The following is a 20,049-nucleotide window of genomic DNA, read 5'->3' as shown; positions in this document are numbered from 1 at the left end:
GCCGGACACCGCCGCGCAGTCAGTGGCAGGCCGGACCGGCCGACATCACTTCGCGGAAATGGGTGACCAGCGGGCGCAGGTTGGCCTTGTGCCACACTGCCCACAGCTGCGTGGTGTATTGCATCCAGGGCAGTTCGCGCAGCACTACGCCTTGCGGCGCGTTATGCCGCAGGCTGTGCTGGATCAACGTCATCCCCAATCCGGCGGCGACCAGCCCCAGCGCGGTCAGCGGCTCGCCCGCCTCCAACCGAATATCCGGATCGAACCCGGCCTTCACGCAGGCCGCCACGAAGTCGTCGCGCGAATGGGCATCCTCTTTGTGGATCACCGAGATCCAAGCCTGATCGGTGAGATCCGCCGGCTGCAGCGTTTCCCTGTCCGCCAGCGGATGCGTCTGCGGCAAGGCCAGCAGCATGCGATCGTCCAGCACCTGCGTATATTCAAAATCCGGATCCGCGCGATCCGGCGCCGTATTGACCAGCGCCACGTCCAGGCTGCGCTGCCGCAGCCCTTCCAGCTGCATGGAAGAAGGCTGGCTGTAAAGCACGATGTGCACATCCGGCCGGGAAACCCGCAGCGACCGCAATGCGTTCGACAAGACGCCGGAGTGCATCGCATTTTCGATATAGCCGATGCACAGCCCGCCGTCTTCCCCCCGCCCCAGGCGGCGCCCGAGCGATTCGAGCCGAGTGGCGTGCGTCAACAGCGCGCGGGTTTCGGCCAGAAACGTCTGGCCATCGGCGGTCAGGCGGATGCGCTGCTGATTGCGCTCGAACAGCATCAAACCCAGACGTTCCTCAAGCTGGGAAATCTGCCGGCTCAGCGGTGACTGGGAAATGTGCAGCCGTTCGGCGGCGCGGCCAACGTGCTCCTCTTCCGCCACCGCCACAAAGTATTTCAACTGACGTAAATCGATCATCTCAGACCTCAAAGGACTTAACTTAGACAAATTATGTCCTATCAAGTCACAACTTGCCAAGTTATCTTTAGCCTCGTGACGGGGCAGACGCTGTATGAGCCCCACAAGTTTCCCTGAAAAGATAACGCATTGAGGATTCACCATGAGCATCAAAAATATTTTACCCGGCAAGATCGGTTTGGGCGGCGCGCCGCTCGGCAATATGTACCGCGCCATTCCAGAAGAAGAAGCGTTGGCTACCGTAACCAGCGCCTGGGACTTGGGCATCCGCTACTTCGACACCGCGCCGCTTTACGGTTCCGGCCTGTCGGAAATTCGCATGGGCGAAGCGCTTTCTCAGTACCCACGCGATGAGTTCGTACTGAGCACTAAAGTGGGCCGCATCATGCTGGACGAAATGGAAGATCCCGCCGCCCGCGATCTGGGTGAGAAAGGCGGCCTGTTCGAACACGGTTTGAAAAACAAGATCCTGAACGACTACTCGGAAGACGGCACGCTTCGTTCCATTGAAAACAGCCTGAAGCGCCTGAAAACCGACCGTCTGGATATCGTCTGGATCCACGACGTCGCTCAGGATTTCTACGGCGACAGCTGGCTGGAACAGTTCAATATCGCCCGTACCGGCGCCTTCCGCGCGCTGTCCCGCCTGCGTGACGAAGGCGTGATCAAAGCCTGGGGACTCGGGGTCAACCGCGTCGAGCCTTGCGAGCTGACGCTGGCGCTCGATGAACCTAAACCGGATGCCTTCTTGCTGGCCGGTCGCTACAGCCTGCTGGATCACGAACGCGCCCTGCAACGCCTGATGCCGGAAGCGCTGGAACAGAATGTCGATATCGTCGTCGGCGGCCCATACAGCTCCGGCGTGCTGGCCGGCGGTGAACATTTCGAATATCAGAAAGCGTCCCCGGCTATTCGCCAGCAAGTCGCGAAAATCAAAGAGATCGCCGCTCGCTTCCAGGTAGACGTCAAAGCCGCTGCGCTGCAGTTTGCGCTGGCTAACCCGGCCGTCGCCGCCGTGATCCCCGGTTCGAGCCGTCCTGGCCGCATGGCCGAAGATCTGGCGGCGCTGGATGCAGTGATCCCGGCTGAGTTCTGGGCGGAGATGCGCCGTCAGAAACTGGTGGCCGACAACGCACCGCTGCCGATTCGTTAAGTTTTATGGGGCCGCCCCCCGGCCCCATTACCCACATTACAGAGTGATATACATGATGAAACTGGATCTTTCAGGCAAAGTCGCCGTCGTCAGCGGCTCCACCTCCGGCATCGGCTTGGGCATCGCGCGCGGACTCGCCAAAACGGGCGCCACCGTGGTGATCGTCGGCCGTCAAAAAACCGGGGTCGATAACGCTATCGCCGACATCAGCGCCAACGTGCCCGGCGCGCAAGTGCACGGCGTGGTCGCCGATCTCGGCACGGAACAAGGGGCAGAAACCCTGTTCGCCGCGGAGCCTAAAGCTGACGTGCTGATCAACAACCTGGGCATTTTCAACGATAAAGACTTCTTTACCGTGCCCGACAGCGAGTGGATGCACTTCTATAACGTCAACGTCCTCTCGGGCGTGCGTCTGGCGCGCCACTACGCGCAGAACATGACCGAACAGGGCTGGGGACGCATTATTTTCGTGTCGTCCGAATCCGGCGTCGCCATCCCGGCGGACATGATCAACTACGGCGTGACCAAAAGCGCCAACCTGGCGGTGTCTCACGGCCTGGCGAAACGCCTCGCCGGCACCGGCGTGACGGTCAACGCCATCCTGCCAGGGCCAACCTTTACCGAAGGCCTGCAGGAGATGCTGGCGGATGCGGCGGCCAAATCCGGGCGCAGCGCGCGCGATCAGGCCGACGAGTTCGTTAAAACCGAACGCCCAAGCTCCATTATTCAGCGCGCGGCGGACGTCGATGAAGTGGCCAACCTGGCCGTTTACCTTGCGTCCCCGCTGTCTTCGGCCACTACCGGCGCGGCGCTGCGCGTCGACGGCGGCGTCGTCGACACCCTGGCAATGTAATTCCGTACCCTAAACCGATATCAAGAGAGAACGAAAATGGCTAATACATCCGTATCTATGAACATCCCGGCATCCGCCGACACCGTATGGCAACTGATCGGCGGCTTCGACGCCCTGCCTGACTGGCTGCCGTTCATCCCGAAAAGCGTCATTTCGGAAGGCGGCCGCGTGCGTACCTTAACCACCGCCGACGGCGGCACCGTCATCGAGCGGCTGGAAGCGTTCGACAACCGTCAACGCAGCTACAGCTACTCCATCATGCAGGCGCCGTTCCCGGTGGTGAATTACCTGTCCACCCTGTCAGTGCACGCCACCGACGACGCCAACGTGGCGCGCGTGGAATGGTCGGGCAGCTTCACGCCGGTCAACATCAGCGACGACGAGGCCGTCGCCCTGTTCAGCGGCATCTACCAGGGCGGCCTGGATGCGCTGAGCGGCAACTTCCCGCGCTAACGCCGGTATGCTCAAGCGCTCGCGGCCGATGGTGAAAGCCATTGGCCGTTTTTTTGTCTTTAGCTCTGGAGCAGGATAAATCCGCCAGCGCCGCTTATGCTGTAAAGGAGACTTCCGTTTGAGGAGATGGCCGTGCGCCCTTTCAGCCTGAAGACTATCGACCATGTGGTGCTGCGCGTGCGCGATATGCAGAAAAGCCTGCATTTTTATACCCAGATCGTCGGCTGTGATATCGCCAAACAGCGGCCGGATTTGGGGCTGATGCACCTGCGCGCCGGAGCGGCCATGATCGATCTGGTGGATATTAACGGCGTGTTGGGGAAAAAAGGCGGCGCGGCGCCCGATCATCACCGGCAAAATGTCGATCACGTCTGCCTGCGCATCGATCCTTTCAACGAGGACGAGCTGCTGGCCTATCTGCGAGCGCAGGGGATCGGCGTGGATCCCGCCGAATCGCGCTATGGCGCTGAAGGCGACGGCCCGTCTATTTATTTCAGCGATCCGGACGGCAATCGCGTGGAATTGAAGGGGCCGGCGGGATGAGACTAATGGGCCATAGATAATAGAGCCTTATCGGCTCCATCTGTTTGAACGCTACGGGTAGGTATTGGCACCAACAATAAGCGGCTAGCCTATATTGGCGATGAGAGGCGCGGCCCCGTATGAGAAAACCGATCGCCTCGGTGATTTTTGTCCTGGTATTCGCTGTCTTGCCGAACATCATTCCCTCTCGGCTACTGCTGACACCGGACATGGCGTTAGAAATGGTTCACAAGTCTAATGAATGGGGTCTCGGCGATCCGCAAGCGCTTTCGACAACCGACCTGCTAATGCTTTATGGCGCTCGCTGGGTTGTATCTGCGTTTTATGCCAATAACATCGGCCTGACCCGTCACCGCTGAACGCTAACGCCCCTGCGCCGCCAGCGCCTGGGCGCAGGCCCAGGCCGAACTCCAGGCCCACTGGAAGTTGTAGCCGCCCAGCCACCCGGTCACGTCCACCACTTCGCCGATGAAATAGAGCCCTGGCGCCTTGTGGGCTTCCATCGTCTTGGAAGAAAGTTCGTTGGTGTCAACGCCGCCGAGCGTCACTTCCGCCGTGCGGTAGCCTTCGGTGCCGTTCGGCTGCACGCGCCAGTTCTGCAACAGATCCACCAACGCCGCCTGTTGCGGCGCATTCAGCTGCTTCAGCGTCGCCTCCGGCAATTGTCCCAGGGTCTGCAAACACTCCACCAATCGCTTCGGCAAATGCAGCGCCAGGGTGTTTTTCAGGCTTTGGTTCGGGTGCTCTTGGCGTTGGTTATCCAGGAAGCCCGCCAAATCCAGCTCAGGAAGTAAGTTAACGCTCACATACTCACCCGGTTGCCAGTAGCTGGACAGCTGCAATACCGCCGGGCCGGAGAGACCGCGATGGGTGAACAGGATGCTTTCACGGAAGCTGACGCCGTTCTCGGCGGTGATCACCGCCGGCACCGACACGCCGGACAGCGTCTGCACATGCTCCAGCAGCGGCTTATGCAGGGTAAAAGGCACCAGCCCGGCGCGCGTCGGCAACACCCTGAGGCCGAACTGCTCCGCCAGTTTGTAACCGAACGGCGACGCGCCCAACCCCGGCATGGATAATCCGCCGCTGGCCACCACAAGTGAGCGAGCACTTACTTTTTCACCATTGAGCGCCAGCTGGTAGCCGCTCTCGGTTTTCTCCACGCCCAACACTTCGCTGCGCAGGCGCATCGTCACCTGGCCCAGCTCGCACTCTTTGACCAGCAGATCCACCACCTGCTGCGCCGAATCGTCGCAGAACAGCTGCCCCAGCGTTTTTTCATGGTAGGCGATGCCGTAGCGGTTGATCAGATCGATGAAGTCCCACTGGGTGTAGCGCGCCAGCGCCGACTTGCAGAAGTGCGGGTTGTTCGACAGATAGGCCGCCGGTTCGGCGTACATGTTGGTAAAGTTGCAGCGCCCGCCGCCGGACATCAGGATCTTGCGGCCTGGTTTTTTGCCGTTGTCGAGCAGCAACACGCGGCAACCGAGTTGCCCCGCCTGCGCGGCGCAAAACATGCCGGCGGCGCCCGCCCCAATCACTACGACATCAAACTGTTCCACCTGAGCCTCACTTATCAAAACCACAATCGCGACAAAAGAGCGCCATATTACGCCGTTTCGCCGCCGGTCACCGCCAAATTCACGGCGGCAGATTGTAAAGCCCCGGCGCCGCCAACGCCACAGTAAGAAAATATTACAGAGGTCAGAGGAGAATAACGCGTTGATATTCAATATTTTTGTTATAGGCGCGTCATCGTTTCGTCATGTCCAAATCAAAAAAACGTCATATTTTCCTTTTCCCCGGCCCCGGTTGTCACTGATAATGCGCGGCGTTCATGTCCACAAACTGGCGTAACGCTTATGCTGCATTTGTTCGCTGGCCTGGATTTCCATACCGGCCTGATGTTAATTCTCGCATTGTTGTTCGTGTTGTTTTATGAAGCCATCAACGGTTTTCATGATACGGCCAATGCGGTCGCTACAGTTATTTATACCCGCGCCATGCGCTCGCAACTTGCGGTCGTGATGGCAGGTTTGTTCAACTTTCTTGGCGTAATGCTCGGCGGTTTGAGTGTTGCTTACGCCATCGTCCACTTGCTGCCTACCGATCTGTTGTTGAACGTCAGTTCAGCACACGGATTAGCCATGGTCTTCTCCATGCTGTTGGCGGCAATCATCTGGAACCTCGGCACCTGGTATTTCGGTCTGCCGGCGTCCAGTTCCCATACGCTGATAGGCGCAATCATCGGTGTCGGTTTAACCAACGCCCTGATGACCCACACTTCGGTGGTGGATGCGCTTAACGTCCCGAAAATGATTGGCATTTTCCTTTCTCTGCTGTTCTCGCCGCTGGTCGGCATGATGGTGGCGGGAGTGATGGTGTTCGCCTTGCGCCGCTATTGGAGTGGCACCAAGAAACGCCAGCGTATCCACATGACTCCTGCGGAACGTGAAAAGGTCGACGGCAAACGCAAGCCGCCGTTCTGGACCCGTATCGCGCTGATCCTGTCGGCGATTGGCGTCAGCTTCTCGCACGGCGCCAACGACGGCCAGAAAGGCATCGGCCTTATCATGCTGGTGCTGATCGGCGTTGCGCCGGCCGGCTTCGTGGTCAATATGAATGCAACCGGTTATGACATCACCCGTACGCGTGACGCCGTGACCCACCTGCAGCAATATTACCAGCAGCACGGCGACGCGCTGTCGCATGCGGTGTCGCTGACGCCGCTGGTGCCAAGCCCGGATGACGAAGCTGCGTCTGGCAAGCCTGCCGAGTTCCACTGCGACAGTTCGCGCGCCATGCCGGCCATCGAACTGGCTCAGGGCATGCTGACCAACCTGCAAAGCTACGATCAGCTGACGGTTGACCAGCGCAGCCACCTGCGCCGCCTGCTGATGTGCGTGACCGACACGGCGGATAAAGTCGCCAAGCTGCCGGAAACCTCATCCGCCGACCAGCGCTTCCTGAAGAACCTGCGTCAGGATCTGCTGCAGACCGTCGAGTACGCGCCGATGTGGATCATCGTCGCCGTCGCGCTGGCGCTGTCGCTCGGTACCATGGTGGGCTGGAAACGCGTGGCCACCACCATCGGCGAGAAGATCGGCAAGAAAGGCATGACCTACGCCCAGGGCGTATCGGCCCAGATGACCGCGGCGCTGTCGATCGGCGTGGCGAGTTATACCGGCATGCCGGTCTCCACCACCCACGTCCTCTCTTCGGCGGTTGCCGGGACGATGATTGTGGACGGCGGCGGCGTGCAGAGCAAAACCGTGAAGAATATCCTGTTGGCCTGGGTACTGACCCTGCCAATCTCGATTCTGCTTTCCGGTGCGCTGTATTGGGTTGCGTTGAAGCTGATCTAAGCGATAAGCACCACGAGAAAGGCGGCCGCAGGGCCGCCTTTTTTTTGCCTGCATCAAGGGAAACAGGAAGGCATTAATACCAGATCATCAGCGCTATCAGGCTGATGACCACCAGGCCGCACAGGGCCGAGGTCAGCATAAACTGCCCGCGCACCCGCTCACAGCGGCGAATAAACTCCGGATCGTGGTGTTCGACATAGCGCTGCGCGAAGATATAGCGCACCAGCCTCAGTTGCTTGCTGGGTTGCCCGTGGGCGGTGAAGAAGCCGCCGCCGTCGACGTATTGGTACAGCAACGGGTCACAGCCGCGCAATACCACCAGCAACGCGCGCAGAGAAGAGTAATACCGCACCATGTTTACCACACACACCACACATAAGGCCCAAAACAGCGCGACGGTACTGATCATGATTACCCCCTCAAGGCGTTGTTATCCGCGGCCATCCGCCGGGTCCAACCGCCCTACCTCATTACCCGATACTCTGCTGGAGCTTACCGCTCTCATCCCCTTTTTTTGCCTGCACGAGCCACGCCCATAACCCACCGCCTCCAAAGACGTTGCCGCGCCGCACAGAGAGATTTGCACGGCATGGTTCTACTCAGAGGAGAAATGGTGAAGCCCATATCCATCATTGTAGGTTAATGGAACGCAAACTGGCCTGAGCAGTGGATAAAATTTACCGTCCTGTACCGAAAAGTCACCTGCCGGGGCGTTATAAGCGATAACCATCCGTTTCGATTATGTCGCTTTTCTGGATAGTCTATCCCGCGCCGCGCCGCTGATCTTTCCCCCCACGCTGGCTAGACTCAGGTTTCCGTTACGTTCATCCAAGGAAACTGTTATGGCAAACCATTCAATCAAGGGAAAAACCGTCCTCATCGCCGGCGGCGCCAAGAATCTCGGCGGGCTGATCGCGCGCGATTTGGCTGAACAAGGCGCCAAAGCGGTGGTGATCCACTACAACAGCGCCGCTTCCAAAGCCGAGGCGGAAAAAACCGTCGCCGCCATTCAGGCCGCCGGGGCGCAAGGTGTCGCGCTGCAGGCCGATCTCACCACCGCGGGCGCGGTCGAGAAGCTGTTCGCCGACGCGGTCGCCGCCGTCGGCAAGCCGGATATCGCCATCAATACCGTCGGCAAAGTGTTGAAAAAGCCGATGATCGACATCAGCGAAGCCGAGTACGACGAAATGACCGCGGTCAACGCCAAAACCGCGTTCTTCTTCCTGAAAGAGGCGGGCAAGCACCTTAACGACAACGGTAAAATCTGCACGCTGGTCACCTCGCTGCTCGGCGCCTTCACGCCGTTCTACGCCGCTTACGCCGGCACCAAAGCGCCGGTGGAGCACTTCACCCGCGCCGCCGCCAAGGAGTTCGGCGAACGTGGCATCTCCGTGACGGCAGTCGGCCCCGGCCCGATGGATACCCCGTTCTTCTACCCGGCTGAAGGCGCGGACGCCGTGGCCTACCACAAGACGGCGGCGGCGCTGTCGCCGTTCAGCAAAACCGGCCTGACCGATATCGAAGACGTGGTGCCGTTCATCCGCCATCTGGTCAGCGACGGCTGGTGGATAACCGGCCAAACCATCCTGATCAACGGCGGCTACACCACCAAGTAAGTTCGACGGGGGCGGAGAGGCCCCCGCACCTGCTCGCGCGCAACCGCGCCATGCGGCTACACTCTACTGTCAGAAACGGCGCCAAGGAACAGCAGGTCAGCGAGATGGACAGATTCAATCAATACCGCGTATTCGTACAGGTGGCGGAAATGGGCAGCTTTATCCGGGCGGCCCATGCGCTGGAGGTGCCGCGCGCCTCGGTGTCCGCCGCCGTGCAGCAATTGGAAACGCAACTGGGCGTACGGCTGCTGCACCGCACCACGCGGCAAGTGCGGCTGACCGCCGACGGCGAACAGTTGCTCGAGCGGCTGCGCCCGCTGCTGGCCGAAGTGGAAGACATCGATCAGTCATTTCAGGCCAGCCAGCGGCAGGCCTCCGGGCGGCTCAGCGTCGACGTGCCGAGCCGCATCGCCCGCCGGCTGATCGCTCCGGCGCTGCCCGGCTTGCTGCGGCGCCATCCTCACCTGCAGCTGGCGCTCGGCTCCGCCGATCGCGCCATCGATCTGGTGCAGGAAGGGGTCGACTGCGCGGTGCGCGTCGGCGATCTGCACGACAGCAGCCTGGTGATGCGCCCGCTCGGCCATATCGCGCTGATCAACTGCGCCAGCCCCGCCTACCTGAGCGAATTCGGTCATCCGCTCCACCCCGACGATCTCGTCGAGGGGCACTGGAGCATCGGCTACGCCTCGCCCAGAACCGGCCGCGAATCCCCCTGGGAATACCTGACCGGCGACGGCCATACGCAACGGCTCGAACTGCCCAGCCGGGTGGTGGTCAACAACGCCGAAAGCTATATCGCCTGCTGCCGCGCGGGGCTGGGGCTGATGCAAATCCCGCGCTACGACGTACAACACCTGCTCGACGCCGGTGAACTGGTGGAAGTTCTGCCCGGTTACCGCGCCGCCTCCATGCCGATCGCCCTGATCTACCCCCATCGCCGCCAGCGCTCAAGGCGTCTGGCGGTGTTTCATGAGTGGTTTGAAAGCCTGCTGCAGCCGCATCTGGAGCGCTGATTGCACATTTAGCGCTATACTTTGTTTAATAACGCTTATAATTCAAGCGGTCAGACCGTTAAAACCCGCATAACCCATAGGCTTTTACGCCGCGCGGGTGTACAACGAAAGGTATCGTGCGCAGAGATTTCCGATGCGGCGCAGTGTGATCGCCCCAACATATCATTGCGTTATCCAAATGATACTATGGAACCAACAGCGCCAGGCGGGTACACGGAACGCCTGCTAACCCTTTTTAATCGGCATGTTTATGGAAGGAGTATTCTTATGGCTTACAAACACATATTGATCGCGGTGGACCTATCCCCGGAAAGCAAGATCCTGGTAGAAAAAGCCGTCTCTATGGCGCGGCCGTATAACGCCAAAGTTTCTCTGATCCACGTCGATGTCAACTATTCCGACCTCTATACCGGCCTGATCGACGTCAATCTCGGCGACATGCAAAAACGCATCTCTGAAGAAACCCATCAGGCGCTGACCGAGCTGTCGCAAAACGCCGGCTACCCGATCACCGAGACCCTGAGCGGCAGCGGCGATCTGGCGCAGGTGCTGGTGGACGCCATCAAGAAATACGATATGGACCTGGTGCTGTGCGGCCACCATCAGGACTTCTGGAGCAAGCTGATGTCTTCCGCGCGCCAGCTGATCAATACCGTGCACATCGATATGCTGATCGTGCCGCTGCGCGATGAAGAAGACGAATAAAGTAAGCGCCTGCTAACTTAACTGACCAACGCCCGCGCCCTGCGGGCGTTTTTCATGCCGCCACGCCGATTAATCGCTTGATAATCAACCGCCCTCCGATGATATAGTCGCTAAAGACACAACATCCTCCCCCGAGCATCGCCTACACCCAAATCTATAAGAAATAGCGGGGGAAATTTAATGCGAAAAGGAGTTATCCATGGAATATGCCATATCGGTAGAGTCTTTCCTGTCCTCGTTACAACGCCATAACCCCCACCAGCCTGAATATCTGCAGGCGGTGCGCGAAGTGTTCACCTCGCTGTGGCCGTTTATCGAACGCAATCCGCGCTATCGCGAACAGGCGCTGCTGGAGCGCCTGGTGGAGCCCGAGCGCATCATTCAGTTCCGCGTCAGTTGGGTGGACGATCGCGGCCAGGTGCAGGTCAACCGCGCCTTCCGCGTGCAGTTCAACTCGGCCATCGGCCCCTACAAGGGCGGCATGCGCTTCCACCCGTCGGTGAACCTGTCGATCCTGAAATTCCTCGGCTTTGAGCAGACCTTCAAGAATGCGCTGACCACCCTGCCGATGGGCGGCGGCAAAGGCGGCTCCGATTTCGATCCCAAAGGCAAAAGCCAGGGGGAGATCATGCGCTTCTGCCAGGCGCTGATGACCGAGCTGTATCGCCATCTGGGCCCGGACACCGACGTGCCGGCCGGGGACATCGGCGTCGGCGGCCGCGAAGTCGGCTTTATGGCCGGCATGATGAAAAAACTGTCCAACAACACCGCCTGCGTGTTTACCGGCAAGGGTCTCTCCTTCGGCGGCAGCCTGATCCGCCCCGAGGCGACCGGCTATGGCCTGGTGTACTTCACCGACGCCATGCTGCAGCGCCACGGCCTGGGCTTTGAGGGCATGCGGGTGGCGGTATCCGGCTCCGGCAACGTGGCGCAGTACACCATCGAGAAAGCGCTGGAGCTGGACGCGCGCGTGATCACCGTGTCGGATTCCGGCGGCACCCTGGTGGACGAAGACGGCTTCACCACCGAGAAGCTGGCGCACCTGGCGGAGATCAAGAACCAGCGTTACGGCCGGGTGGCGGACTACGCCCGCGAACGCGGCCTGACCTATCTGGCGGGCCAGCAGCCGTGGAGCGTGCCGGTGGATATCGCCCTGCCGTGCGCCACCCAGAACGAGCTGGATCTCGAGGCGGCGCAGACGCTGATCCGCAATGGGGTGAAAGCGGTGGCGGAAGGCGCCAACATGCCGACCACCATCCAGGCCACCGACGCCTTCCTTGACGCCGGGGTGTTGTTCGCGCCCGGTAAGGCGGCCAACGCCGGCGGCGTGGCCACGTCGGGGCTGGAGATGGCGCAAAACGCCGCGCGCATCGGCTGGCGGGCGGAAAAAGTGGATGTACGTTTACAACATATCATGGCGGATATTCACCATGCCTGCGTGGAATACGGCGGCGAGGGCAAGCAAACCCACTATGTACACGGCGCGAATATCGCCGGTTTCGTTAAGGTTGCGGAGGCGATGCTGGCGCAGGGCGTGCTGTAATCGGGCGCAAAGGTGATCTTGTTCACACATCGATTAAATGCTTCAATGCCGGCTCCTTCGCCGGCATTTTTTTCCGCGTCCAAGCCATCAAAATGATGCACATACGTTAATTAAAAGTTAATAAAAAGTTATTCGCAGCCGTTTAGTTGGTAGTAAATTTACCACCGTCAAATAATTAAACATTTATTTAACATTAAATACGTCAATATTTTACTTAAATGTGCGCAGATCACATTTCGTTAACTTCGGCTACGCCCCCTCTTCCATTCCTTTGTAATCTGCAGCGGTGGAAAAACCGCCACCCCTACAGATAAAAAAGGTACAGCTAATGAAATTTAACCTCGCATTATTAAATGCATGTGTGGTTTCTGCGTGCATGTTATCGACAACACCTGTGTTCGCCGCTGATAAATATGAGATTGCCGTGGTCGCCAAAGTGACCGGCATTCCGTGGTTCAACCGCATGGAAGTGGGCGTCAACGAAGCGGCGAAAAAGCTCGACGTCAACGCTTACCAGACCGGCCCTTCTACGCCGGATCCGGCCGCGCAGGTCAAGGTGATTGAGGATCTGATCGCCAAGAACGTCAACGCCATCATCGTAGTGCCGAACGACGCCAAGGTGCTGGAGCCGGTGCTGAAAAAAGCGCGTGACAAAGGCATCGTGGTGCTGACCCATGAATCCCCGGACCAGCAGATCGGCCAGTGGGACATCGAGACCATCGACAGCGAGAAATACGCGCAGGCCAACGTCGATGAACTGGCGAAAGACATGGGCGGCAAAGGCGGCTACGCCATCTACGTCGGCTCGCTGACCGTGCCGCTGCACAACGCCTGGGCCGATTCCGCCATCAAGTACCAGAAAGAAAAATACCCGGACATGTTTGAAGTCACCTCGCGCTTGCCGGTGGCGGAAAGCATCGACAAATCCTACGCCACCACGTTGGATCTGATGAAAACCTATCCGCAGATGAAGGGCATCATCGGCTTCGGCTCGCTCGGCCCGATCGGCGCCGGCCAGGCGGTGGCCAAGAAGCGCGCCAAGGACAAAATCGCGGTGGTGGGCATCGCCATGCCGGCGCAGGCCGCCCCTTACCTGATGCGCGGCGACATCAAGAAAGCGCTGCTGTGGGATCCGAAAGACGCCGGTTATGCGCTGGTGACGGTGGCCGATCAGCTGCTGCAGGGCAAGGACGTGAACAAAGACCTGTCGATCGAGGGCCTCGGCAAGGCCGACGTCGATATGGAACACAAAGTGATTCGGTTTAATAAGATTTTGGAAGTGACCAAAGACAACGCCAAATCGCTCGGATTCTGATTTTTCGCGTAATTTCGCTACACCGGGAAAGTAGTTAAACCCTCGTAGGGGCGCAGCGTTGCTGCGCCCAGGGCTTCGGCCGCTACGCAAGCACAGGTTAACGTTATGACAGCCTCCCCCGCATTTATCACCCTGGAGAATATCAGCAAGCGATTCCCAGGCGTGCTGGCATTAGACCAGATCAACCTGACGCTGAATAAAGGCGAAGTGCACTGTCTGGCCGGGCAAAACGGCTGCGGCAAAAGCACCATCATTAAAATCATCTCCGGCGTCTATCAGCCGGAAAAAGGCGCCAATATTTCGCTGGAAGGCAAACTCTTCCACGCCCTGACGCCGCAGCTGTCCGGTTATTACGGCATACAGGTGATCTACCAGGACCTGTCGCTGTTCCCTAACCTGACGGTGGCGGAAAACATCGCCATCCACCGTTACCTGCCCGGCGGCCACTTCTGGGTGCGCAAGCGGGTGATGCGACAGACGGCGCTGGACGCCATGGCGCGGGTCGGCGTGCACATCGATCCCGATAAAAAGGTGGAAAAACTGTCAATCGCCGATCGGCAGCTGGTGGCGATTTGCCGCGCCATCGCCGCCGAGGCGCGGTTGGTTATCATGGACGAACCGACCGCCTCGCTGACCCGCCAGGAGGTCGACGGCCTGCTACGGGTGGTTAACGAACTGAAAGCAGCCGGCATCTGCGTGGTGTTCGTCAGCCACCGATTGGATGAAGTGATGGAAGTCGCCGATCGCATCAGCGTGATGCGCGACGGCAAACTGGTGGGCACCTGGCCGGCCAGCGAACTGGACAGCCATGAACTGGCGTTCCTGATGACCGGCCAACGCTTCCATTACAGCCCGCTGCCGCCGCTGCCGCCGGCCGAACAGGCGCCGCTGCTCGAGGTGCGCAACCTCAGCCGCGGCGAGAAATACCGCAACGTCAATCTGGCGCTGCGCGGCGGCGAGATCGTCTCGATCGTCGGCCTGCTCGGCGCCGGCCGCACCGAACTGTGCCTCAGCCTGTTCGGCATGACGCGGCCGGACAGCGGCGAGATCCGCATCGAGGGCCGGGCGGTGCAGCTGCACAACAACCGCGAAGCGGTGCGCCACGGCATCGGCTATGTGTCGGAGGATCGCCTGACGCAGGGGTTGATCATGGAGCAATCGATCTACGACAACACCATCGTCACCGTCTTCGATCGGCTGCATACCTCGCTCGGGCTGTTGGATCACGCCAAGGCGACCGAGCTGGTCAACCGGCTGATCCGCGATCTGAACATCAAGGTGTCCGACAGCGCATTGCCGGTGAAAACCCTGTCCGGCGGCAACGCCCAGCGCATCGCCATCGCCAAATGGGTGGCGACCCAGCCGAAGATCCTGATCCTCGACTCGCCCACCGTCGGCGTGGACATCGCCAACAAAGAGGGGATCTACCAGATCGCCCGCGATCTGGCGCAGCTGGGCATGGCGGTGCTGATGATCTGCGACGAGATCCCGGAAGCCTATTACAACAGCCATCGGGTGATGGTGATGCGCAAGGGCGAACTGATCGCCGAATTCGCGCCGCACCAGAGTACCGAACAACAGATCGCCGAGGTGGTGAATGGATAAGTCATTATTGGCCCGCCTGGCCGGGCGACACGAGTTTTATCTCGGCCTGTTGGTGTTGCTGCTGGCGATCGGCCTGAGCGCCGGCACCGATGAGTTTCTGACGCTCGGCAACCTGACCGATGTCGCCACCAGCTACGCCATTCTCGGCATCCTGGCCTGCGGGCTGTTCGTGGTGCTGATCGCCGGCGGCATCGATATTTCGTTCCCGGCGATCACCGCCATCGCCCAGTACGTGATGGCCAGCTGGGTGATCCAGCACGGCGGCAGCTTCCCGCTGGCGTTCGCCCTGGCGATCGGCGTCGGCCTGCTGCTCGGGTTGGTGAACGGTTTCCTGGTGTATTGGCTCAAGGTGCCGGCGATCATCATCACCATCGCCACCCTCAACCTGTTCTACGGCCTGCTGGTATACGCCACCAACGGCACCTGGCTGTACGGCTTCCCGGACTGGTTCATGAACGGCATCAACTGGTTCTCGTTCCAGGGCGCCGACGGCTACGACTACGGCCTGACGCTGCCGCTGCTGTGCCTGCTGGCGACCATCGTCGTCACCGGCGTGCTGATGAACCGCACCCGGCTGGGGCGCCAGATCTACGCCATGGGCGGCAACCGCGACGCGGCGTCGCGCCTGGGGTTGAACCTGCTGCGGCTGCACTTCTGCGTCTATGGCTATATGGGCATTCTGGCCGGCGTCGCGGCGGTGGTGCAGGCGCAGATCACCCAGTCGGTGGCGCCCAACTCGCTGCTCGGCTTCGAGCTGACGGTATTGGCGGCGGTGGTGCTGGGCGGCACCAGCATGAGCGGCGGCCGCGGATCGTTGACCGGCACCCTGCTCGGCGTGGTGCTGCTGGCCTTCCTGCAAAACGGGCTGACGCTGCTCAGCGTCTCGGCCTATTGGCACCAGGTATTCAGCGGCGCGATCATTTTGATCAGCATCAGCACCACCGCCTGGAACGAAAAACGCAAGCTGCTCAAGGAGATCTGACATGACGCAGTTAACTCGGTTGATCCCAAACGATCGGATCATTCGCCTGCAGGGCGCGATCATCATCGCGGTGGCGCTGCTGTTCGCCGGGCTGCTCGGATCGCGCTTCTTCAGCCTCGGCAATTTCCAGTCGATCGCCTCGCAGCTGCCGATCCTCGGCCTGCTGGCGCTCGGCATGGGCATCACCATGCTGACCGGCGGCATCAACCTGTCGATCATCGCCGGCGCCAACGCCTGTTCGCTGGTGATGGCGGCGATCATCGTCAGCCATCCCGACCAGCCGCTGTTCCTGGCGCTGGCGCTGTTGGCCGGCCTGTTGGTGGCGGTGGCGATCGGCGCGCTGAACGGCGCGCTGGTGGCCTGGATCGGCGTTTCGCCGATCCTCGCCTCGCTCGGCACCATGACACTGATCACCGGCCTGAACATCCTGCTGTCCAACGGCGCGGTGATCTCCGGCTTCCCGGCGGCGATTCAATTTCTCGGCAATGGCGCAGTGCTCGGCGTGCCGGTGGCGCTGATTCTGTTCCTGCTAGTGGCGGTCGGGCTGTGGCTGCTGCTGGAGCACACCACGCTGGGGCGCAGCCTGTACCTGATCGGCTCCAACGAGCAGGCCACCCGCTTCAGCGGCGTGAACACCGCGCGGGTGCAGATCGCGGTGTATATCCTGTCGGCGCTGCTCGGCTGGGGCGCCGCGCTGCTGATGATGGCCAAGTTCAACTCGGCCAAGGCCGGCTACGGCGAATCTTATCTGCTGGTGACCATTCTGGCCTCGGTGCTGGGCGGCATTAACCCGGACGGCGGTTTCGGCCGCATTCTGGGGCTGGTGCTGGCGCTGATCGTGCTGCAAATGTTGGAAAGCGGCCTCAATTTGCTGGGGGTCAGCAGCTACCTGACCATGGCCCTGTGGGGCGGCGTGCTGATCCTGTTTATCGCGTTACAGAATCGAAAAGCTTAGGAGAAAACAGATAATGGCGAGCTATTTTATTGGCGTAGATGTGGGCACCGGAAGCGCGCGCGCGGGCGTATTCGATCTCAATGGGCGCATGGTCGGCCAGGCCAGCCGGGCCATCGATCTGTACCGGCCGAAGGCGGATTTCGTCGAGCAGTCGTCGGATAACATCTGGCAGGCGGTGTGCAATGCGGTGCGCGACGCGGTCAACCAGGCCGACATCAACCCGATCCAGGTCAAAGGGCTGGGCTTCGACGCCACCTGTTCGCTGGTGGTGTTGGATAAAGAAGGCAAACCGCTGACCGTCAGCCCCTCCGGCCGCACCGAGCAGAACATCATCGTGTGGATGGATCACCGGGCGATCGCCCAGGCCGAGCGCATCAACGCCACCAAACACCGGGTGCTGGACTTCGTCGGCGGCATCATTTCGCCGGAGATGCAGACGCCGAAACTGCTGTGGCTGAAACAGCACATGCCCACCACCTGGGCCAACGCCGGTTACCTGTTCGATCTGCCGGACTTCCTCACCTGGCGCGCCACCCAGGACGCCACCCGTTCGCTGTGTTCAACGGTATGCAAGTGGACCTATCTCGGCCACGAGCAGCGTTGGGACAAGAGCTACTTCCAGCAGATCGGGCTGGAAGACGTGCTGGAACACGACGCGGCCAAGATCGGCAGCGACGTTAAAATGATGGGCGAGCCGCTGGGCCACGGCCTGACTCAGCGCGCCGCCGCTGAAATGGGACTGATCGCCGGCACGGCGGTGAGCGTATCGATCATCGACGCGCACGCCGGCACCCTCGGCACGCTGGGCGCCACCGGCGTCTCCGGCGAGGTGGCCGACTTCAATCGCCGCGTCGCGCTGATCGGCGGCACCTCCACCGGCCATATGGCGATGTCGCGCACCGCCCGCTTTATCGGCGGCGTCTGGGGGCCGTATTACTCGGCGATCCTGCCGGAATACTGGCTGAACGAAGGCGGCCAGTCCGCCACCGGCGCGCTGATCGACCACGTCATCCAGTCGCACCCGTGCTATCAGGAGCTGCTGGCGCAGGCGAAAACCCAGGGGCAGACCATCTATGAGGTGCTGAACGCCATTCTGCGCCGCATGGCCGGCGAACCGGAGAACATCGCCTTCCTGACGCAGGACATTCATATGCTGCCGTACTTCCACGGCAACCGCTCGCCGCGCGCCAACCCGACGCTGACCGGCATCCTGACCGGGCTGAAGCTGTCGCGCACGCCGGAAGACATGGCGCTGCACTACCTGGCCACCATTCAGGCCATCGCGCTCGGCACCCGCCACATCATCGAAACCATGAACCACAGCGGCTACAGCATCGATACCATCATGGCCAGCGGCGGCGGCACCAAGAACCCGATCTTCGTGCAGGAGCACGCCAACGCCACCGGCTGCGCCATGCTGCTGCCGGAGGAGAGCGAAGCAATGCTGCTGGGCGGCGCGATGATGGGCACCGTGGCGGCCGGCGTATTCGACACCTTGCCGGAGGCGATGAGCGCCATGAGCCGCATCGGCAAGACGGTTACGCCGCAGACCAACCAGATAAAAAGCTACTACGACCGCAAATACCGGGTGTTCCACGAACTGTACAACGACCACATGAAATACCGCCGGCTGATGCAGGAGGAGGCGTGATGCAGCAGGAATGGCGGCAGGCCGTACAGGGCTGGCAAACTTACAGCCGGGAACTGGCGCAGCTGGGCGAGCGCCTCGACGCGCACACCTGGCAGCGGCTGCTGGGGCTGCTGGCCGGCTGCCGCGGTAAAATCGCCGTCACCGGCGTCGGCACCTCGGGAATTGCGGCGCGCAAGATAGCCCACATGCTGGCCTGCGTGGAGCGACCGGCGGTCTACCTCGACGCCACCGGCGCGGCGCACGGCGATCTGGGCTTTCTGCGCGCGGACGATCTGCTGATCCTGATCTCGCGCGGCGGCAATTCCGACGAGCTGACCCGTCTGCTGCCGACGCTGCAGACCAAGGGGGTGCCGCTGATCGCGGTGACGGAAAACCCGCACTCCGCCATCGCGCAGGCGGCGCAGCTGACGATCGCCACCGGGGTGCAACAGGAAATAGATCCGCTGAATATGCTGGCCACTACCTCGATCGTGCTGGTGTTGGCGATCTTCGACGCCGCCTGCGCCTGCCTGATGGCGCGCAGCGGTTACGACAAGAGCGCCTTGCTGGCGGTGCATCCGGGCGGCGGCGTGGGGAAAAGTTTGCGAGAGGAAAACTGAGGGCCCGACACGGCGGGCCCGGCAGGACATTACAGCGGCATGTAGATATCGAAACGGTGGCTTTTGGTCAGCGTGGCGGCGTGCGCCGGCACGTCGGCCAGCGGCGGCGCGTAGTCCGGGCGTTTCACCACCACGCGCTTGGTCGCCAAACGGCGCGCCGGTTCCAGCAGGCCGTCGGCGTCATCGTCGCTGCCCACCAGCGATTGAAACACCCGCATTTCTTTCTTCACCAACGCGCTTTTCTGCTTGTGCGGGAACATCGGATCGAGATACACCACCTCGGGGCGCGGGCTGAGATCCGCCAGCGCCGTCAGGCTGGAGGCGTGCAGCAGCGTCAGACGCTCGCGCAGCCACGGGCCGATTTCCGCATCCTGATAGCCGCGCTGCAGACCGTCGTCCAGCAACGCCGCCACCACCGGATTGCGCTCCAGCATCCGCACCCGGCAGCCCAGCGCCGCCAGCACGAAGGCGTCGCGCCCCAGCCCGGCGGTGGCGTCCACCACGTCCGGCAGGTAGCTGCCCTTGATGCCGACCGCCTTGGCCACCGCCTCGCCGCGGCCGCCGCCGAAGCGGCGCCGATGCGCCATGGCGCCGGAGACGAAATCGACGTAGATCCCGCCCAGCTTCGGCTCGTCGCGCTTGCGCAGTTCCAGCCGCTGCGGGGTCAATACCAGCGCCATCGGCGCGTCGTCGTCGGACGTCAGCCGCCAGCGCTGCGCCAAAACTGACAAGGCGCCGGGATCGGCGCCTGCTTCACACAATAAACACACGCTCACGTG

At 61.1% G+C, this 20,049-nt stretch carries 20 protein-coding genes; 16 read left to right on the top strand and 4 right to left on the bottom strand.

The features are described 5' to 3' along the window. Positions 1–19: 19 nt before the first annotated feature. The gene (locus tag ACP39K_RS18450) at positions 20–919 is read right to left on the bottom strand and encodes a LysR substrate-binding domain-containing protein (RefSeq protein WP_016930425.1); all 900 of its coding nucleotides are present in this window, start codon (positions 917–919) and stop codon (positions 20–22) included. A 142-nt stretch (positions 920–1,061) separates the two neighbouring features. Here ACP39K_RS18450 and ACP39K_RS18445 point away from each other — a divergent pair, with 142 nt between their 5' ends. The 5 genes from ACP39K_RS18445 to ACP39K_RS18425 all read left to right on the top strand — a co-directional run bounded on the left by ACP39K_RS18445 (position 1,062) and on the right by ACP39K_RS18425 (position 4,280). Further along, positions 1,062–2,072: an aldo/keto reductase gene (locus ACP39K_RS18445; RefSeq protein ID WP_033639176.1), complete on the top strand. Its 1,011-nt coding sequence runs from the start codon at positions 1,062–1,064 to the stop codon at positions 2,070–2,072. A gap of 55 nt (positions 2,073–2,127) precedes the next feature. Further along, on the top strand, positions 2,128–2,925 hold the full coding sequence (locus ACP39K_RS18440; RefSeq protein ID WP_497008762.1) for an SDR family NAD(P)-dependent oxidoreductase: 798 nt from the start codon (positions 2,128–2,130) through the stop codon (positions 2,923–2,925). Positions 2,926–2,961: 36 nt separating this feature from the next. After that, the gene (locus ACP39K_RS18435) at positions 2,962–3,378 is read left to right on the top strand and encodes an SRPBCC family protein (RefSeq protein WP_028127813.1); all 417 of its coding nucleotides are present in this window, start codon (positions 2,962–2,964) and stop codon (positions 3,376–3,378) included. 126 nt (positions 3,379–3,504) lie between these two features. After that, entirely contained in the window at positions 3,505–3,921 is a 417-nt protein-coding gene (locus tag ACP39K_RS18430; protein ID WP_033639174.1) for a VOC family protein, read from the top strand. Between the two features lie 119 nt (positions 3,922–4,040). After that, a complete protein-coding gene (locus tag ACP39K_RS18425) occupies positions 4,041–4,280 on the top strand; it encodes a hypothetical protein (protein ID WP_033639173.1) in 240 nt (79 codons plus the stop codon). A gap of 3 nt (positions 4,281–4,283) precedes the next feature. Here the strand turns inward: ACP39K_RS18425 and ACP39K_RS18420 are convergent, their stop codons facing one another. Beyond that, positions 4,284–5,483 carry a BaiN/RdsA family NAD(P)/FAD-dependent oxidoreductase gene (locus tag ACP39K_RS18420; protein WP_016930433.1) on the bottom strand — a complete coding sequence of 400 codons (1,200 nt, stop codon included), beginning with the start codon at positions 5,481–5,483 and terminating at the stop codon, positions 4,284–4,286. 300 nt (positions 5,484–5,783) lie between these two features. Between ACP39K_RS18420 and pitA the strand changes: the two genes are divergently transcribed. Next, positions 5,784–7,286 (top strand): inorganic phosphate transporter PitA, encoded by a 1,503-nt coding sequence (pitA, locus tag ACP39K_RS18415; RefSeq protein WP_016930434.1) that lies wholly within the window; start codon positions 5,784–5,786, stop codon positions 7,284–7,286. A 73-nt stretch (positions 7,287–7,359) separates the two neighbouring features. Here pitA and uspB read toward each other — a convergent pair whose 3' ends face one another. After that, positions 7,360–7,695 (bottom strand): universal stress protein UspB, encoded by a 336-nt coding sequence (gene uspB / locus ACP39K_RS18410; protein ID WP_016930435.1) that lies wholly within the window; start codon positions 7,693–7,695, stop codon positions 7,360–7,362. Positions 7,696–8,128: 433 nt separating this feature from the next. Here uspB and ACP39K_RS18405 point away from each other — a divergent pair, with 433 nt between their 5' ends. The 10 genes from ACP39K_RS18405 (at position 8,129) to ACP39K_RS18360 (ending at position 19,270) form a co-directional block, all read left to right on the top strand. Further along, entirely contained in the window at positions 8,129–8,902 is a 774-nt protein-coding gene (locus ACP39K_RS18405) for an SDR family oxidoreductase (RefSeq protein WP_033639172.1), read from the top strand. Positions 8,903–9,006: 104 nt separating this feature from the next. Continuing rightward, entirely contained in the window at positions 9,007–9,915 is a 909-nt protein-coding gene (locus tag ACP39K_RS18400; protein WP_048795568.1) for a LysR family transcriptional regulator, read from the top strand. A gap of 267 nt (positions 9,916–10,182) precedes the next feature. Beyond that, a complete protein-coding gene (gene uspA / locus ACP39K_RS18395; protein ID WP_004930988.1) occupies positions 10,183–10,620 on the top strand; it encodes a universal stress protein UspA in 438 nt (145 codons plus the stop codon). Positions 10,621–10,819: 199 nt separating this feature from the next. Further along, positions 10,820–12,163, top strand: a complete 1,344-nt coding sequence (gene gdhA, locus ACP39K_RS18390) for an NADP-specific glutamate dehydrogenase (RefSeq protein WP_261267701.1) — start codon at positions 10,820–10,822, stop codon at positions 12,161–12,163. Positions 12,164–12,491: 328 nt separating this feature from the next. Further along, the gene (locus ACP39K_RS18385; protein WP_028128102.1) at positions 12,492–13,478 is read left to right on the top strand and encodes an autoinducer 2 ABC transporter substrate-binding protein; all 987 of its coding nucleotides are present in this window, start codon (positions 12,492–12,494) and stop codon (positions 13,476–13,478) included. A gap of 105 nt (positions 13,479–13,583) precedes the next feature. Next, on the top strand, positions 13,584–15,083 hold the full coding sequence (locus tag ACP39K_RS18380) for a sugar ABC transporter ATP-binding protein (RefSeq protein ID WP_028128101.1): 1,500 nt from the start codon (positions 13,584–13,586) through the stop codon (positions 15,081–15,083). Beyond that, entirely contained in the window at positions 15,076–16,065 is a 990-nt protein-coding gene (locus ACP39K_RS18375; protein WP_004930997.1) for an ABC transporter permease, read from the top strand. Before ACP39K_RS18380 ends, ACP39K_RS18375 begins: the two co-directional genes overlap by 8 nt. 1 nt (position 16,066) lies before the next feature. Continuing rightward, entirely contained in the window at positions 16,067–17,020 is a 954-nt protein-coding gene (locus ACP39K_RS18370) for an ABC transporter permease (RefSeq protein ID WP_016930441.1), read from the top strand. A gap of 13 nt (positions 17,021–17,033) precedes the next feature. Next, positions 17,034–18,671 (top strand): FGGY-family carbohydrate kinase, encoded by a 1,638-nt coding sequence (locus ACP39K_RS18365; RefSeq protein WP_016930442.1) that lies wholly within the window; start codon positions 17,034–17,036, stop codon positions 18,669–18,671. Next, positions 18,671–19,270 (top strand): KpsF/GutQ family sugar-phosphate isomerase, encoded by a 600-nt coding sequence (locus ACP39K_RS18360; RefSeq protein WP_016930443.1) that lies wholly within the window; start codon positions 18,671–18,673, stop codon positions 19,268–19,270. The genes ACP39K_RS18365 and ACP39K_RS18360 overlap by 1 nt, the downstream gene beginning before the upstream one ends. 29 nt (positions 19,271–19,299) lie before the next feature. Here ACP39K_RS18360 and rsmJ read toward each other — a convergent pair whose 3' ends face one another. Further along, complete coding sequence (gene rsmJ, locus ACP39K_RS18355) at positions 19,300–20,046, bottom strand: 16S rRNA (guanine(1516)-N(2))-methyltransferase RsmJ (protein ID WP_028128290.1); 747 nt, start codon at positions 20,044–20,046, stop codon at positions 19,300–19,302. Positions 20,047–20,049 lie beyond the last annotated feature (3 nt).

Source organism: Serratia sp. EC4 (assembly GCF_059652115.1).
Note: the sequence above shows the minus strand (reverse complement) of the source record. Positions and strands in the feature narration are given on the sequence as shown.

What these genes read in the sequence shown, in the direction of transcription:
- uspA (WP_004930988.1), top strand. Translation starts at nt 10,183, where the DNA reads ATGGCTTACAAACACATATTGATCGCGGTGGACCTATCCCCGGAAAGC.
- ACP39K_RS18445 (WP_033639176.1), top strand. Translation starts at nt 1,062, where the DNA reads ATGAGCATCAAAAATATTTTACCCGGCAAGATCGGTTTGGGCGGCGCG.
- pitA (WP_016930434.1), top strand. Translation starts at nt 5,784, where the DNA reads ATGCTGCATTTGTTCGCTGGCCTGGATTTCCATACCGGCCTGATGTTA.
- uspB (WP_016930435.1), bottom strand. Translation starts at nt 7,695, where the DNA reads ATGATCAGTACCGTCGCGCTGTTTTGGGCCTTATGTGTGGTGTGTGTG.
- ACP39K_RS18370 (WP_016930441.1), top strand. Translation starts at nt 16,067, where the DNA reads ATGACGCAGTTAACTCGGTTGATCCCAAACGATCGGATCATTCGCCTG.
- ACP39K_RS18385 (WP_028128102.1), top strand. Translation starts at nt 12,492, where the DNA reads ATGAAATTTAACCTCGCATTATTAAATGCATGTGTGGTTTCTGCGTGC.
- ACP39K_RS18440 (WP_497008762.1), top strand. Translation starts at nt 2,128, where the DNA reads ATGAAACTGGATCTTTCAGGCAAAGTCGCCGTCGTCAGCGGCTCCACC.
- ACP39K_RS18375 (WP_004930997.1), top strand. Translation starts at nt 15,076, where the DNA reads ATGGATAAGTCATTATTGGCCCGCCTGGCCGGGCGACACGAGTTTTAT.
- ACP39K_RS18360 (WP_016930443.1), top strand. Translation starts at nt 18,671, where the DNA reads ATGCAGCAGGAATGGCGGCAGGCCGTACAGGGCTGGCAAACTTACAGC.
- ACP39K_RS18380 (WP_028128101.1), top strand. Translation starts at nt 13,584, where the DNA reads ATGACAGCCTCCCCCGCATTTATCACCCTGGAGAATATCAGCAAGCGA.
- ACP39K_RS18430 (WP_033639174.1), top strand. Translation starts at nt 3,505, where the DNA reads ATGGCCGTGCGCCCTTTCAGCCTGAAGACTATCGACCATGTGGTGCTG.
- ACP39K_RS18450 (WP_016930425.1), bottom strand. Translation starts at nt 919, where the DNA reads ATGATCGATTTACGTCAGTTGAAATACTTTGTGGCGGTGGCGGAAGAG.
- ACP39K_RS18365 (WP_016930442.1), top strand. Translation starts at nt 17,034, where the DNA reads ATGGCGAGCTATTTTATTGGCGTAGATGTGGGCACCGGAAGCGCGCGC.
- ACP39K_RS18405 (WP_033639172.1), top strand. Translation starts at nt 8,129, where the DNA reads ATGGCAAACCATTCAATCAAGGGAAAAACCGTCCTCATCGCCGGCGGC.
- ACP39K_RS18435 (WP_028127813.1), top strand. Translation starts at nt 2,962, where the DNA reads ATGGCTAATACATCCGTATCTATGAACATCCCGGCATCCGCCGACACC.
- ACP39K_RS18400 (WP_048795568.1), top strand. Translation starts at nt 9,007, where the DNA reads ATGGACAGATTCAATCAATACCGCGTATTCGTACAGGTGGCGGAAATG.
- ACP39K_RS18425 (WP_033639173.1), top strand. Translation starts at nt 4,041, where the DNA reads ATGAGAAAACCGATCGCCTCGGTGATTTTTGTCCTGGTATTCGCTGTC.
- gdhA (WP_261267701.1), top strand. Translation starts at nt 10,820, where the DNA reads ATGGAATATGCCATATCGGTAGAGTCTTTCCTGTCCTCGTTACAACGC.